The 14,288-nt window shown below is 51.0% G+C and carries 12 protein-coding genes; 10 read left to right on the forward strand and 2 right to left on the reverse strand.

What is annotated here, in order from left to right; translation table 11 throughout:
* Positions 1–147: 147 nt before the first annotated feature.
* The 3 genes from UNDKW_RS09950 to UNDKW_RS09960 are packed head-to-tail and all read left to right on the forward strand — an operon-like array spanning position 148 to position 3,430.
* Entirely contained in the window at positions 148–2,037 is a 1,890-nt protein-coding gene (locus tag UNDKW_RS09950; protein WP_162058556.1) for an adenylate/guanylate cyclase domain-containing protein, read from the forward strand.
* Positions 2,034–2,591, forward strand: coding sequence for an SH3 domain-containing protein (locus tag UNDKW_RS09955; protein WP_162058557.1), 558 nt, complete (start codon positions 2,034–2,036; stop codon positions 2,589–2,591). Before UNDKW_RS09950 ends, UNDKW_RS09955 begins: the two co-directional genes overlap by 4 nt.
* Positions 2,555–3,430, forward strand: a complete 876-nt coding sequence (locus UNDKW_RS09960) for a M48 family metallopeptidase (RefSeq protein ID WP_162058558.1) — start codon at positions 2,555–2,557, stop codon at positions 3,428–3,430. The genes UNDKW_RS09955 and UNDKW_RS09960 overlap by 37 nt, the downstream gene beginning before the upstream one ends.
* A gap of 92 nt (positions 3,431–3,522) precedes the next feature.
* Here UNDKW_RS09960 and UNDKW_RS09965 read toward each other — a convergent pair whose 3' ends face one another.
* The gene (locus UNDKW_RS09965; RefSeq protein ID WP_162058559.1) at positions 3,523–4,329 is read right to left on the reverse strand and encodes an ABC transporter substrate-binding protein; all 807 of its coding nucleotides are present in this window, start codon (positions 4,327–4,329) and stop codon (positions 3,523–3,525) included.
* A 331-nt stretch (positions 4,330–4,660) separates the two neighbouring features.
* On the opposite strand from UNDKW_RS09965, the gene UNDKW_RS09970 reads away from it, so the two are divergent.
* Entirely contained in the window at positions 4,661–5,269 is a 609-nt protein-coding gene (locus UNDKW_RS09970; protein WP_232063326.1) for a TetR/AcrR family transcriptional regulator, read from the forward strand.
* Between the two features lie 31 nt (positions 5,270–5,300).
* Here the strand turns inward: UNDKW_RS09970 and UNDKW_RS09975 are convergent, their stop codons facing one another.
* Entirely contained in the window at positions 5,301–5,861 is a 561-nt protein-coding gene (locus UNDKW_RS09975; RefSeq protein ID WP_162058560.1) for a TetR/AcrR family transcriptional regulator, read from the reverse strand.
* A gap of 310 nt (positions 5,862–6,171) precedes the next feature.
* On the opposite strand from UNDKW_RS09975, the gene UNDKW_RS09980 reads away from it, so the two are divergent.
* From UNDKW_RS09980 to UNDKW_RS10005, 6 genes are all read left to right on the forward strand, one after another.
* Complete coding sequence (locus tag UNDKW_RS09980; protein ID WP_162058561.1) at positions 6,172–7,374, forward strand: NAD(P)/FAD-dependent oxidoreductase; 1,203 nt, start codon at positions 6,172–6,174, stop codon at positions 7,372–7,374.
* A 65-nt stretch (positions 7,375–7,439) separates the two neighbouring features.
* Positions 7,440–8,690, forward strand: a complete 1,251-nt coding sequence (locus UNDKW_RS09985; RefSeq protein WP_162058562.1) for an MFS transporter — start codon at positions 7,440–7,442, stop codon at positions 8,688–8,690.
* A 193-nt stretch (positions 8,691–8,883) separates the two neighbouring features.
* On the forward strand, positions 8,884–10,047 hold the full coding sequence (flhB, locus tag UNDKW_RS09990) for a flagellar biosynthesis protein FlhB (RefSeq protein WP_162058563.1): 1,164 nt from the start codon (positions 8,884–8,886) through the stop codon (positions 10,045–10,047).
* On the forward strand, positions 10,044–12,131 hold the full coding sequence (gene flhA / locus UNDKW_RS09995) for a flagellar biosynthesis protein FlhA (RefSeq protein WP_162058564.1): 2,088 nt from the start codon (positions 10,044–10,046) through the stop codon (positions 12,129–12,131). The genes flhB and flhA overlap by 4 nt, the downstream gene beginning before the upstream one ends.
* Positions 12,128–13,459 carry a flagellar biosynthesis protein FlhF gene (flhF, locus tag UNDKW_RS10000; protein WP_162058565.1) on the forward strand — a complete coding sequence of 444 codons (1,332 nt, stop codon included), beginning with the start codon at positions 12,128–12,130 and terminating at the stop codon, positions 13,457–13,459. The genes flhA and flhF overlap by 4 nt, the downstream gene beginning before the upstream one ends.
* On the forward strand, positions 13,452–14,282 hold the full coding sequence (locus UNDKW_RS10005; RefSeq protein ID WP_162058566.1) for a MinD/ParA family protein: 831 nt from the start codon (positions 13,452–13,454) through the stop codon (positions 14,280–14,282). Before flhF ends, UNDKW_RS10005 begins: the two co-directional genes overlap by 8 nt.
* Positions 14,283–14,288 lie beyond the last annotated feature (6 nt).

A 14,288-nucleotide genomic window follows, 5' to 3' on the forward strand; every position in this document is an offset into this window, starting at 1 on the left:
TTATGTCTGTAAATCCACAGATTTCAAGGAACTTAAATGCTGTTGCCAGCAAATATGGTTTTTGTGCAATAAACAAGTGTAAACTTCTGACGATGAGAAATTGTCTGTTGAATTCACACCTGACTTTACCTGTATAAGCCTTAAGGCATGTTGAAAATTCTGTTCCCTTTCATTCAAAGCGCAACCATACGCTGGTATGCCGCGCTGACGCTATTGCTGTTGCTGGCAATGGCAGGGGAGCTGTTTGGCCTGCATTTGCTGGCGACGACAGAGTCGCGCCTGGGGGATGTGTATTTGCGGCACCATGCACCGAGCTATCAGCCTGACCCTGATATTGTGGTGGTGGATATTGATGACCCCAGCATGTTGGCCATGCAAAAAATTGCTGGCCTGTGGGTATGGAAGCGGGAGATACATGGTTTTTTGCTGGAGGCACTCGCTGGTTTTGCTCCTAAAGCGATAGCGTTCGATATCAGCTTTCAGGAACGTGATTTGGGTTCACCAAAAAGTGATACGTTTTTATCGGATCAGATTCGGGAATTTCCGCATGCTTATCAACAAAGCTTGCTGTTGGACGATGCGAATAGCGCCGACGCTATCGCCTTGGCTGATTTAAAGGATGCTTTTGCCATCAAAAATCAGGGTAAGGCAAACGCCAAGGTCAGTATGCAACTGCCATTGGCGACAGAGCGTAGTGCCTGGCGTCTGGGTCTGGTGAATAGTTTGGTCGATGCTGATGGTGTGGTCCGGCGTTATCGCCTGTATGCGGACGTGGCTGGCTGGCATCTGCCGTCACTGCCTGCACGGGTTGTACAGGACCTGGGCTTTACTTTGCCGCAAGGCGCTGATTTTCAGATGTTCTGGCCTGCGCAGGGACACAAGCGTTTTGCCTATGCCGATTTGTTTAAAACACTCACAGAAGAACGACAGTATTTAGCGCCGGGGGCAGAAGCTGCTCTTGACCAGCTCTTTCGCAACAAGATTATTATCATAGGTTCTTCGGCTCCCGGGCTATTTGACCATCATTTAACGCCACTAGCGCCTGGTTATCCGGGGGCCGATATTCTGGCTGTTGCGATGGATAATTTAAAAAATGGGCGCAGCATACGTCAGGTTCCTCCCCAATGGCCTTTTGCTGCCGGGTTTGGGCTGATTGCCTTGCTGGTGCTGGCATTCCGGCAGCGTCTGCATCCGGGCATCACTGGCGGTGCTTTGCTGATATTGTCACTGGCAGCCGTTTATCTGGCAGACCAGATGGTAGCCCATCACTGGATGTTGCCGGTAGTGACTCCCCTCATCTTTGCCTGGGCCTGGTTTGTGTCGGCGGCACTTGCCGGGTATCTGCGTGAGCGGCGCACCCGTGACCGCACAGTGTCACTGTTTGGCCGCTTCCTTAATCCCCAGGTGGTACGCAAGATCGTGGATCACGGCGAGACGGTAGAAAGTCTCTCTGGTCAGATGCGTCTTATTACCGTGCTGTTTTCTGACATACGTGGTTTCACCACGCTGGCAGAAAGCAAAGCTCCACAAGATGTCGTGAATATTCTCAACCGTTATTTTGAACGCCAGGTAGAAGTCGTCTGGAAGCATGGTGGTACGCTGGATAAATACATAGGTGACTGCATCATGGCTTTTTGGGGCGCGCCCATGGATGACCCCGAGCATGCCTCCCATGCTGTAGCCGCCGCCCTGGAAATGCAGGATAACTTGCTTGCCTTCAGGCAAGAGCTGCTTGCGGAAGAAGATTCAGACCTGGCTGACTTTGACGTGGGCATCGGTGTACACACAGGAACTGCTGTGGTAGGCTTTATTGGTGCCAAACGCAAGCTTGATTACACCGCTATTGGCGACAACGTCAATCTCGCCAGCCGGGTAGAGGGCCTGACCAAGGGCATTGCCAGAGCCCTGGTAACCAAGGAAACCATGTTGGCCTGCGGCGACAATGCCGATATCACTTTTAGTTTGCGTGGCTCATTTGCCGTCAAGGGCAGGGCTGCAGAAGTTGAATTGTACGAACCTCTGAGGAAAATCCCATGAAGATACCGATTTTAATTGCGGCAGTCATGCTGACTGGCAATGCGTTAGCCGAGTCTGCAACCACCTCCAAATCTACCGAGTTAATGGACAAGGCCAGCGCCGATGCTGCTGTTATTGCTACCCTGGCAAACCAGACCAGAGTGGATGTCATGCAACGCAGTGGTGCCTGGACTCAAGTAAAAACTTCTGCCGGGCAAGCTGGCTGGGTGAGAATGACAGCCTTGCGCCTGGATGCAAGCGCCAACAGCAATGCTGCGCCTGCTTCGGGCGGTAATGTACTGGGCTCCCTGATGACCAGTGGCCGCACGTCGAATACTGGTACGGTTGGTAATGGTGTCAAAGGTCTGGATAAAGAGGATATACGCAGAGCCTCACCGAATTATGCCGAACTGCAGAAAATGCAGAAATTTACAGCCGATAAAAACAGCGCCCAGGCGTTTGCTCAGCGTTCACCACTCGTGGCAAGCAATGTCGAATATTCAAGCCAGGATAAAGCTGGAAAACGGGGGGCAATTAAATGCGTACATTACAAAAACTTGCGATTGCCGGACTGACTTTGGTGCTATGCGGTTCTGCAATTGCGCAGGGTGGTATTTTCGGCCAGATTCTCGACGCCACGAGAGGCAAAACGGGTGTTGCAGGTGACTTACTGGATAAAGCCAAGCCTATCATTGAAAATTCAGGGATAGATGAACCAAGAGAAATAGAAATAGGTAATGAATTTGCCGCTGTCTTGTTGGGGGCGAAACCTTTGCTGAATGATCCAGCTTTGCAGCGCTACGTAAATACTCTGGGGCGCTGGTTGGCATCGCAAACCGAGAGACCTGATTTGCCATGGACTTTTGGTGTGCTGGATGATGTGGGCTTCAATGCTTTTGCTACACCAGGTGGCAAGATTTTTGTCACCAAAGGGTTGCTGGCGCGCATGCGTAATGAAGCTGAATTGGTGGGCGTGCTATCGCACGAAATTGCTCACGTCGTATTGAAACATCATGTGAATGCCATGCAGTCAAAAGCATGGACAGATGTTTTCGGTGATGTCGCTGGCAGTAAACTCAAAGGTAATTTTGCAGAAGTTAGAGGTATGGTGGTCAATTTAGGTAAAGATATGTTAACCAAAGGTCTTGATAAGGGGGATGAATATGCCGCCGATCGTGTGGGTGTGGTAATTGCTGCTCGCGCAGGTTTTGACCCCTATGGATTGCCAGCTGTATTGCAAACTTTACAGTCACAAAATGCGCAGGATGGTAATTTCAGTTTGTTGTTTGAAACGCACCCGTCCCCAACTGACCGTCTTGATAATCTGGACAAAGTCATGCGTAACCGCTTTGAATCCACCAATGGTTCTCAGGGGCGTTCGTTTAACGACAGGTTCAAAGAATTCAGCCGTTGATGAGTTCAGATTTTGAATAAAAAACGCCGCACCAGTTGTTGAATGGTGCGGCGTTTTTCATTCATGATGACACTGCGTTTACTACGCCATTCCTAGTAAAACTTCGCCAGCAATTTAGACAGTTTCCCATTCGCCGTTCCCTTGCGTATGACGACATTCAATTTTTCCATTTCTGCTTCATATCTGCCATTGGCTGCGGCGAAATGGGTGGTGTCGTAAAACACGGGTTTGGCTGAGACATAGAAGGTCTTGCCTGTCAGCTCTGGGTCATTGAAGCTGGGGATTAGCTGGTCGCGCAGGTAGGCTTCTACCTGGCTGGACCGCTGCAATTGGCGCACAGGCCAGAGCATGATGTCGCTGCGGCGGTTCATGAGTTTTTTAAAGCGAGCGGCTGATGAGGCGGAGTCTTCCTGCACCTGGAAGACGACATTCTTTGCTTTCTCAAAATCCATGCCGTGGCTGAAGCCGCGGCCAATGCTGACGGTTTTGCCACGCAGGTCTTCCATGGACTGGAAGTTGGGGCGAGGGTCGCCATAGGTAATCGCCCAGATTTTTTCACTGACAACCGGGGTGGAAAAGTGATACAGCTTCAGGCGTTCTGGTGATTTGGAAATACCAAAGATAATGCCTTCGCCATTTTGCGCCATCAGTTGCGCACGGTTCCAGGGTAATAACAGCTTGTCAAAACGGATGCCTGATTCACGTTCAAAATAGATGAGTATGGCTTCCAGGCCGCGGTCCAGTGGCAATTGCCTTCCATGGATGTCCAGGCTCTCTTGCAGGAAGAGTTTGATGAGGGGCTTGTCCTGCCCAGGTTTTACCGTGCTGGCAAACGCAGGCGTGAGTGCGAATAAAGAGAGTGATACAAGACAGGCAAACTGTTTGAAGCGGTGCAGCATAGGTATTCTCGACGACAGCTTGACTGTCAAATGGTATTTCTAAAATGTGGTGCAATGAGGCAGCATTACAAATTCATTGCAATTTCATCGCAACTGAATATGCAGCTTGATTTTTTGTGAAGACATCATGGCATCAGCTTGCGCAATGGCGATGAGTATCAGGGTGTGGTCTCAAAATTGCAGTTTTAATCCGCGCTGATTGTAGTCCGCAATTGCCCGAATTTTGTGCGTTCTTGGGATAGGAAAACTTTGTTTGCATTCTTATTCTTGTGCCAAGTTAAAACCGGATAGAATTTGGTTTGATAACCAAAATAACGAGCAGGCCTTCATTATGTCCAGAAAATCCAATACCGAGCAGCGCCGCAAGGAGATTGTTTTTGCCCTGCTGTCTGTCATGGCAGAGCACGGTTATGAAAAGGCCACTATCCTTGCCATTGCCAGGCAGGCTGGCCTGGCTCCGGGTTTGATTCATTATCATTTCAAGAGCAAGGGCGAGATTCTGCTTTATCTGGTCAAGTTGCTGGCTGATCTGTCGCGTACCCGCTATGAAGTGATGGCTGCAGCGGCCAGTACGCCACAAGACAAACTGCTGGCCTATATCAATGCCCGTCTGGCCAAAGGCGAGGGTGCCTTACCGGAGGCGGTTTCTGCCTGGGTGGTGATAGGTGCCGAGGCAGTGAGGCAGCCTGAGGTGCGGGCAGTGTTTCAAGAGGCCATTGCTGCCGAACTGGAATTGATACAGGCTTTGTTGACAGCATGTCTGCATCAGCAAAAGAGGCGCATAGATCGCGTTGCTGAGCTGGCCGCTGGTTTGCTGGCGTTCATGGAGGGGGCATTTCAACTCGCCAGTGCTGCCGGGGATATCATGCCGCAGGGCTATGCGGCAGTGACAGCAAGCGCATTCATAGAAAACAGCATGGCGGCACAGGCATCTGTCTAAATAGTGTTAAGGCCGCAGCTATACAAACAGGCTACTCTTTCCAGCCATTCTCCATCATATTGAACAAGGTGTGCAGCGAAGCTTTTGGGTTTTCTGCATCTTTTGATCGATGAAATGCATCGAGAATAAAATGGGCGAGGGCTTCAGCCTCAGCTTTTTCGAGCTTGTTTTTGGTTTCTTGCTGTAGCGCCGCAGCGAGTGACTTTTCATAACGCATCCAGACCTGCTTTGCGTAAGCATATAGATCTGGCGTGGAATAGATCAAATTCCTGAAGGCGTTGACTTCTTTCTTTTTCTTTTCATCAAAAGCCATATAGCTTGAGAAATACTCAAGCAAGGAGTCAAGTATGGAAACACCTGCTTTTCTGTCTGTAACGGCAGCAATCAGGCGTGCTTCGCGCTCATCTTCTTCGTCGAATACCAGAGTTTCTTTGGTCGGAAAATATTTGAACAGGGTAGGTACTGACACTTCAGCAAGGCGGGCAATTTCTGCCGTTGTTACCTGATCGTAACCTCTTTCTATGAACAAGCCAGTGGCCAGGTCAGAAATCATTTTCCTGGTTTTCGCTTTTTTTAATTCCCTCAGTCCCATTTCAGTTCCATCTCAGCTCAATTCCTTTTTTTATTTCGACTAAATACGACATTGTTCACTGCCTTCATTTTAACAGAATTAATTATCTCAATAAAATAATTAAGTCACTTTACTTTTTAATTTGGTTAACTTATGATGCAGATCAAGGCAAAATTCCGGGAAATGGTTTTGTGGGTAAAAAATCCTGAGCTCCCTGCAATATTTGCAATTTCAAAACGTCTATCCATTAAGCCGCAAGTTCAAGCCACAATACATGTATGTGGCCTGAGGTCGTGCGCAATGTGTGGATAAAAAAACCAGGATGACCGCAATGACTCAAATCCATCAACAAACTCCTGTACAAGACAAGCAAATCGCCATCATAGGTGCCGGACCAGGCGGGCTGACTCTGGCCAGACTGCTGCAGATGCATGGTGCAAAAGTGAAGGTGTTTGAAAGGGATATCAACCAGTTTGCCAGAATGCAGGGTGCAACTTTGAATCTGAATGAGGATTCAGGCTTGGCAGCCTTGCGTGGTGCAGGTTTGATGGAAGCATTTGAGCATGCGTATCGTCCGGGTGCCGAAAAAATGCTGTTTGTGGATGCACAGGCAGCAGTCATTATCGATGAGCTTGGTGCTGAGAGTAATGACAGGCCTGAGATAGACCGCGGCCCCTTGAGAAATCTGTTGCTGGCTTCGCTGGCTGAAGACACAGTAGTGTGGGACGCCCGCTTCTCGTCTTTGCAGAGGACAGATGAATCAGTGAAGATTTCGTTTGAAAACGGCGATCAATTCACTGCTGATTTACTCATCGCAGCCGATGGGGCGAACTCGAAAATACGTCCCTATATCACACCGCTTGCACCAGAGTATTCTGGTGTGACTGTACTGGAAGGGAATGTCGCAGACGTAGCAAACACGATTCCTGAATTGTATGAATTGCTCGATGGTGGAAAAGTCTGTGTGCTTGATGATGAAAAGACTTTATTCATTGTATTGAAAGGCGACGGCAGCGTCGCTTTTTACACCGGGCATAAAGCTGATCAACAATGGAGTACGCAATGCGGTATCGATTTTTCTGACCGGGCGCAGGTATTGGCGTGGTTTCAGCAGGAATTCAAAGGCTGGAGCAATATATGGGCAGAGTTGTTCCGGCATGCCAGCCTGCCTTTCATGCCGCGCCCGCAATTTTGTGCGCCGCTTGATCAAAGCTGGCCATCTTTGCCTAACCTTACCATGCTTGGTGACGCTGCTCACGTCATGCCGCCGTATGCGGGCGAGGGTGTGAATATGGCGATGCAGGATGCCCTGGTGCTGGCTACGCAGTTGCTGAACCCTGATATGCCAGACATGCAAGCCGCCATTGCCGCCTATGAAATAGAAATGCGCACACGGAATGCTGCGACCGCAGCAGAGACCATGCAATTTACCAGAGTCTTTCATTCCTATGAAGCCGTGCCGTTTTTCCGGGAATTCTTTACCGGGAACCAGGACGTGCTTTTACAAAACGATAGCTTCAGGAAAGCTGCCTAGACTACATAAAAATATGAACTCAGGCCATAACCAGGCGCCTAAGTTTCATCCCAAAGAAAGAAAATATGAATCAAGCTATCTCTACCGAACCGCCAGCGAAGTTCACTGGCTACCAAAAATTTGTACTCGCTATATTGGCGTTCTTGCAGTTCACCATTATTCTCGATTTCATGATCATGTCGCCCCTTGGGGCGATTTTGATGCCGGCATTGAATATCACGCCTTCACAATTTGGTGTGGTGGTGTCGGCCTATGCCTTTAGCGCGGGTATTGCCGGGTTTGCGGCAGCGGGTTTTGCTGACCGTTTTGACCGCAAAAAACTGCTGCTGTTTTTTTACGTTGGTTTTATCCTTGGTACCTTCCTTTGCGGTATCGCTCCTAATTTCTATTTCCTCTTATTTGCCCGCATCATAACGGGCTTGTTTGGCGGTGTCATTGGCTCCATCGTGATGGCAATTACGACAGACTTGTTCCCATTTTCCATGCGTGGCAGGGTCATGGGCGTGTTGCAGTCGGCGTTTGCAGGAAGCCAGATTCTGGGTTTGCCTATCGGTCTTTATCTGTCTGCGCACTGGGGCTGGCATGCGCCTTTCCTGATGATCGTGGTTATGGCAGCATTGGTCGGCGTAATCATCATCGCCAACTTGAAACCGATAGACGGACATCTGAAATTGCAGTCTGACCGTAATCCCTTCCACCATTTGCGGGACACGATAGCAACACCAAGGTATTTGCTGGCATTTGCTGCAACTGGTTTCCTGAGCATAGGTGGCTATATGCTGATGCCATTCAGCAGCGCTTTTTCAGTGAATAACCTGGGTATTTCGATGAAAGAATTGCCGATCGTTTATCTGGTCACCGGATTCGGTGCGATTATTACTGGCCCTCTGGTAGGCAAGCTCAGTGACAAATTTGGTAAATACCGCATATTTTTATTCGGTGCGGTAATGACCATCATCATGGCGCTGATTTATACCCGTCTTGGTGTCACACCTTTGCCTATGGTTATCCTGGTCAACGTATTGCTGTTCGTCGGTATTTTTTCCCGCATGATCCCTGCCCAGGCAATGATGTCGGCAGTGCCAGCGGCTGACAGCCGCGGTGCATTCATGGCGATCAATTCATCATTGCAGCAAATTGCCGGTGGTGTCGGTTCTGTGGTTGCAGGCATGATCGTCAGCCAGCCTGATGGTGGTGCGATATTGCATTTTGATTTACTGGGCGACATTCTGGTTTGCACCGTGCTGCTGACTGCCGTCATGATGTATTTCATACACCGTATGGTGGCCAGGCCCGTTGTCGCTGTTCCCGCCTGATTAATTATCTTTCAATCACTGATTTCAGCCATTTCTGACCCTTTGATCACAAAGGGCCAGTCTTTCCCCAGAGCTAAGGGGTATTTCCTCCTTTATTCCCCGCATCTTGTGCTTCTGTCATAGCCAATAATTACACCTGTACATTTGCGTAATCAAAGCAGTACTTGCTTTGAGGAAATAACAGGAGTCGGCAATGGCCGAAGATAGCGATCTCGAAAGAACCGAACCGGCCTCGCCCAAGCGCCTTGAACAAGCGCGGGAAGAGGGCGATGTTCCGCGTTCGCGCGAACTATCTACCTGCACTATCCTGCTGGCAGCAGGAGGTGCCCTGTGGGGCATGGGTGACGGGCTGGTACGTCACTTGAACCAGGCTCTGGTCGCCGGCCTGTCGCTGGAGCGGGCGATTATCTATGACCATGAACTGCTGTTTTCCAAGATTGCTGCCAGTTTGTGGGATGTGCTGTTGGCTTTTGCGCCAGTCGCCGGGCTTTTACTGGTGGTTGCGCTAGGCTCGCCTTTGCTGATTGGTGGCTGGTTGTTCAGTGCCAAAGCCCTGACCCCGAATTTTTCGCGCATGAACCCGATCTCTGGCCTGGGTAATATGATTTCTACCCATGCGGGTGTGGAACTGATCAAGGCCATTATCAAAACCATTTTGGTGGGTACAGTTGCCTGGATAGTCATCATGGGGCAAAAGAATGCCATCTTTGCCTTGCCACTGGAATCTCTGAAATCTGGCCCAGCTCACGTTGGTCACATGATGGGCGTGTGTTTTCTGGCCATCGTCGGTTCGCTGGCGGTGATTGCTGCGATTGATGCACCTTACCAGATGTGGCAATACGCAGAAAAACTGAAGATGACGCATCAGGAAGTGGTGCAGGAATCCAAAGAAGCCAACGGTAATCCACAAATCAAGGCGAAGATTCGCGCCCAACAGCGTGAGATGGCACGCCGCCGCATGATGTCTGAGATTCCAACGGCTGACGTTGTCGTTACCAACCCGACTCACTTTGCTGTCGCTCTCAAATATACCGAAGGTGGTAATGGCGCGCCTAAAGTCATTGCCAAGGGTGCAGATGCAGTCGCTGCCAAAATCCGTGAGTTGGCCAAGGAACACAATGTGCCCCTGCTGGAAGCACCACCACTGGCGCGTGCCTTGTACAAACACACTGATCTCGGCGACGAAATACCAGAAGCCCTGTATGCCGCCGTGGCAGAAGTACTGGCCTATGTTTATCAATTGCGCAGTTATACCAAGGCCGGTGGTAACAAACCTGTAGAACCAAGTGATTTATATGTACCAGCTGAGCTTGACCCTAATAATCAAACAGCTAATCAAGCAGGAGCTCAAGCATGAATAGCTTTACCTTGCCTGCCTGGATGAATGGCATGAATACCAGGGCGCTGGCTGCGCCTTTCCTCATCATCCTGATGCTGGCGATGATGATTCTGCCTTTGCCAGCCTTTATTCTGGACGTGTTCTTCAGCTTCAATATCGCGATCGCCATCATCGTTTTGCTGACCAGTTTATACACGGTCAAGCCGCTGGATTTCATGGTGTTCCCGACCGTGCTGCTGGTCAGTACGATGTTGCGTCTGTCCCTGAATGTTGCTTCTACCCGCGTCGTGCTGACAGAAGGTCACACAGGCCCGGATGCTGCCGGTAAAGTGATTGAAGCCTTTGGCCACTTTTTGATCGGAGGTAATTACACGGTCGGTATCGTGGTCTTCATTATCCTGACCATCATCAACTTTACTGTCGTTACCAAGGGTGCTGGCCGTATTGCAGAGGTGGGTGCACGTTTTGCCCTGGATGCGATGCCAGGTAAACAAATGGCGATTGATGCTGACTTGAATGCCGGTCTGATCGCTGAGCAGGAAGCCCGCCGCCGCCGTACCGAAGTGGCGCAAGAAGCAGAATTTTATGGTGCCATGGACGGTGCCAGTAAATATGTGCGTGGTGACGCGGTAGCGGGCATCATGGTCACCGTCATCAATATCGTTGGTGGCCTGGTGGTGGGTATGGTCCAGCATGACCTGGATTTTGCCACTGCTCTGAAAAACTATACCTTGCTGGCCATTGGTGATGGCCTGGTCGCACAAATTCCTTCGCTGATTATCTCAACTGCGGCAGGTGTCGTGGTCTCGCGCGTGGCCAGTGATCAGGATATCAGTGGTCAGTTAATAGGGCAGTTGTTTGCCAAACCCCAGGTCATGATCATCACCGGTGGCATTATCGGTGGCATGGGTATCATACCCGGCATGCCGCACATCGCCTTCGTTTTGCTGGCAGGCATATTGGTTGGCGGTGGCTACATGCTCAACAAGCGCGCCCAGTTGCCCCCGGTTATTGAAGAAAAAACCGAGGCTCCCGCCACGGCAGGTCAGGAAATGGAAGAAGCAACCTGGCAAGATATCTTGCCAGTCGATACCCTGGGCCTGGAAGTCGGTTATCGCCTGATCCCCCTGGTAGATAAAAACCAAAGTGGTGAACTCCTGCGCCGTATCAAAGGCATACGCAAGAAATTTGCCCAGGAAGTGGGATTTTTGTCACCCCCCGTCCATATACGCGATAATCTGGAACTCAAGCCTTCTGCATACAGGATCACCCTCAAGGGGGTGGAAGTCGGTGCCGGTGAGGCATTGAGCGGACAGTATCTGGCGATCAATCCTGGCATGGTGACCGGTAATTTACCAGGTGCCGTCACCAATGATCCGGCTTTTGGCTTGCCAGCGATCTGGATAGACGCCGCACTGCGTGAACAGGCGCAAGCGATGGGGTATACCGTGGTCGATTCTGGCACCGTTATTGCCACTCATCTGAATCACCTGATCACCAGCCATGCGGCTGAGTTGCTGGGTCGTCAGGAAGTGCAGTTGCTCATGGATCACCTGGCAAAAGACATGCCCAAAATGGTGGAAGAGCTGGTGCCAAAAGCCCTGCCTCTGTTCATCCTGCAAAAAGTATTACAAAACCTGCTGGTCGAGGGTGTGCATATCCGTGATATGCGTACCATTATTGAGACCCTGTCTGAGCAAGCCATGCATACCCAGGATGCGAATGAGTTGACGGCGCAAGTCAGGATCGCTTTGGGTCGTGCCATCGTCCAGCAAATCTTCCCGACCGGGAATGAGATGACGGTCATGACCCTGGATAGCCGCCTCGAACGCCTATTGATGCAAGCCCTACAAACAAGTGGTGCTGATGGCTCAGGCATAGAGCCAGGTCTGGCCGATACCCTGGCAAGCCAGACCGAGGCTGCGGCCCAGCATCAGGAGCAGATGGGCCTGACGCCGGTGCTGCTGGTGCCTGCACCATTGCGTGCCTTGCTGTCGCGCTTCCTGCGCCGCAATTTGCCACAACTCAAAGTCTTGTCACACGCAGAAGTACCTGAAACAAAAACCATTAGAGTCACTAGTCTGGTCGGAGGTCAATCATGAACGTCAGAAAATTTACCGCGAACACTTCTCGCGAAGCTTTGCGCATGTTGCGCGATGCTTTGGGGGCAGATGCCGTGATCCTGTCCAACCGTAATGTGGGCGGCAAGGTGGAGATTCTGGCCATGGCAGATGAAGCCATCAGTGCCATTGCACCTGCTTCCAACGATGAGGCACCGGTGCCTGAAGTGCCGCGCTTTGCTCCTCGCCTTAGTCCTCAATTCCAGTCTGATCAACCGCTTATCAGACCGCGTGCGTTTGAGCGAGCCGTGGAGGCACCTGCAAGTGTGCCGACTTTCAAGGCGGCGACCGGTGCATCTGGTTTTGCCAGTGAAATCGAAGCCCCGGTGAGTGGCAATGAGCTTAACGATGTCATGTCAGAAATACGTTCCATGCGCAGCATGCTGGAATCGCAACTGGCAGAAATCTCCTGGACACAAACGCAAAAACGCCAGCCACAAAAAGCAGAAATCCTGCGTGAATTACTGGCGACAGGTTTCAGTGCCAGTCTGTCTCGCTATCTGGTGGAAAAGCTGCCTGAAGCAGGCAAGCTTGAAAATGGCCTGGACTGGATCAAAAACGTCCTGACCCGCAACCTGTCTACCATTGACAATGAAAATGAGATGCTGGAAAAGGGCGGGGTGTATGCCCTGGTAGGCCCCACAGGCGTCGGCAAGACGACCACAACGGCCAAGCTGGCGGCTCGTTGTGTCATGCGTCATGGCCCATCCAAACTGGCCCTGATCACGACGGACGGTTATCGTATCGGCGGTTTTGAACAATTGCGTATCTACGGCAAGATATTGGGTGTCATGGTGCATGCGGTCAAGGATGAGGCAGATTTACGCATCGCCTTGTCGGAGCTCAAGAACAAGCACACGGTCCTGATTGATACTGTCGGTGTCAGCCAGCGTGACAAAATGGTGACTGAGCAGGTGGCAATGTTGTCTGGAACAGACACTCCGGTAAAGCGCTTGTTATGTCTGAATGCGACTTCAACTGGCGAAACCTTGAGTGAAGTCGTGCGTGCCTATCAGGGCAATGGCCTGGCTGGCTGTATCCTGACCAAGCTTGATGAGGCGGCCACCATAGGTGGTGCACTGGATATCGCGATACGCCAGAAACTCATGGTGTATTACGTCGCCAGTGGACAGCGTGTACCTGAGGACCTGCATATCGCCAACAAGCTCTACCTGATAGATCGCGCCTTCAAGCTCAAGCGTGAAACGGCGGCTTTCCGCTATCTGGATGAAGAATTACCCTTGCTGATGGCTGGCGCGGTTTCCGCGCAAGCATCAGGACGTGCTGGTCAGGAGGTGTCCCTTGGCTAGTTTCGATCAGGCAGAAGGCCTGCGCCGCATGCTGGCTGGGCCAAAACCACGGGTATTTACCTTTTTGTCAGCCTTGAGAGAAGATGAAAAGAGTGGCATGTTGGTCAATCTCGGGGTGTCACTGGCGCGCCAGGGTAACCAGGTGTTGATGGTGGATGCGCGCTCTTCCGAAAACAGTGTGGGAGCCTGGTTGAATGCCAACCTTGATCAGACCTTATTGGATGTAGCGAGACAACAGCGTACAATGAAGGAAGCAGTCAAATTGGTGGCTGCAGGCCTGTCGGTAACGATGCTGGCCCGTCACGCGTGGCTGCCGCCCGAAAATACCCGGCATTTGTCCAAAGTATTTGATGTGGCTGCCAACCGTGCGGATCTGGTCATCGTCGATAGTGAGATCAATCTGGATGACAGTTTTCCGCTGGCGACGCTGGATGACAGCGAACTGGTGATACAGGTTTCTGCTGATCCCGACATGATCAAGGCCGCTTATGGATTGATCAAGCGTGTGAGCAACCGGCTGGGGCGACGTGGTTATGGTATTTTAGTGTCCGGTGCATCGGATAAAGAGGCGAGATTGATTTATACGAATATGGCGCAGGCGGCCAGCCGTTACCTGGCAGTGCCGCTGCACTACGTCGGCCATGTGCCGGAAGATGAACACGTAAGAAAGGCTGCACATTTGGGACGCTCTGTGATTGACGCTTTTCCTAAAGCCCTTGCTTCGCTGGCATTCTCCCGGCTGGCTGAACAATTGGCGAAGACCGCGCGTTCCACCCTATGTGCAGAGGGAGTCCCTGAGCTGGGTGTCGGTCTCGGAATGTAATCAGAA

Source organism: Undibacterium sp. KW1 (assembly GCF_009937955.1).
GTDB lineage: Bacteria > Pseudomonadota > Gammaproteobacteria > Burkholderiales > Burkholderiaceae_D > Undibacterium.

Excerpts from the sequence above, each read along its gene's own strand:
- flhA (WP_162058564.1), top strand. The coding sequence starts at position 10,044 with ATGAATAGCTTTACCTTGCCTGCCTGGATGAATGGCATGAATACCAGG.
- UNDKW_RS09970 (WP_232063326.1), top strand. The coding sequence starts at position 4,661 with ATGTCCAGAAAATCCAATACCGAGCAGCGCCGCAAGGAGATTGTTTTT.
- UNDKW_RS09975 (WP_162058560.1), bottom strand. The coding sequence starts at position 5,861 with ATGGGACTGAGGGAATTAAAAAAAGCGAAAACCAGGAAAATGATTTCT.
- flhF (WP_162058565.1), top strand. The coding sequence starts at position 12,128 with ATGAACGTCAGAAAATTTACCGCGAACACTTCTCGCGAAGCTTTGCGC.
- UNDKW_RS09955 (WP_162058557.1), top strand. The coding sequence starts at position 2,034 with ATGAAGATACCGATTTTAATTGCGGCAGTCATGCTGACTGGCAATGCG.
- UNDKW_RS09950 (WP_162058556.1), top strand. The coding sequence starts at position 148 with ATGTTGAAAATTCTGTTCCCTTTCATTCAAAGCGCAACCATACGCTGG.
- UNDKW_RS09960 (WP_162058558.1), top strand. The coding sequence starts at position 2,555 with ATGCGTACATTACAAAAACTTGCGATTGCCGGACTGACTTTGGTGCTA.
- UNDKW_RS09985 (WP_162058562.1), top strand. The coding sequence starts at position 7,440 with ATGAATCAAGCTATCTCTACCGAACCGCCAGCGAAGTTCACTGGCTAC.
- UNDKW_RS09965 (WP_162058559.1), bottom strand. The coding sequence starts at position 4,329 with ATGCTGCACCGCTTCAAACAGTTTGCCTGTCTTGTATCACTCTCTTTA.
- UNDKW_RS09980 (WP_162058561.1), top strand. The coding sequence starts at position 6,172 with ATGACTCAAATCCATCAACAAACTCCTGTACAAGACAAGCAAATCGCC.
- flhB (WP_162058563.1), top strand. The coding sequence starts at position 8,884 with ATGGCCGAAGATAGCGATCTCGAAAGAACCGAACCGGCCTCGCCCAAG.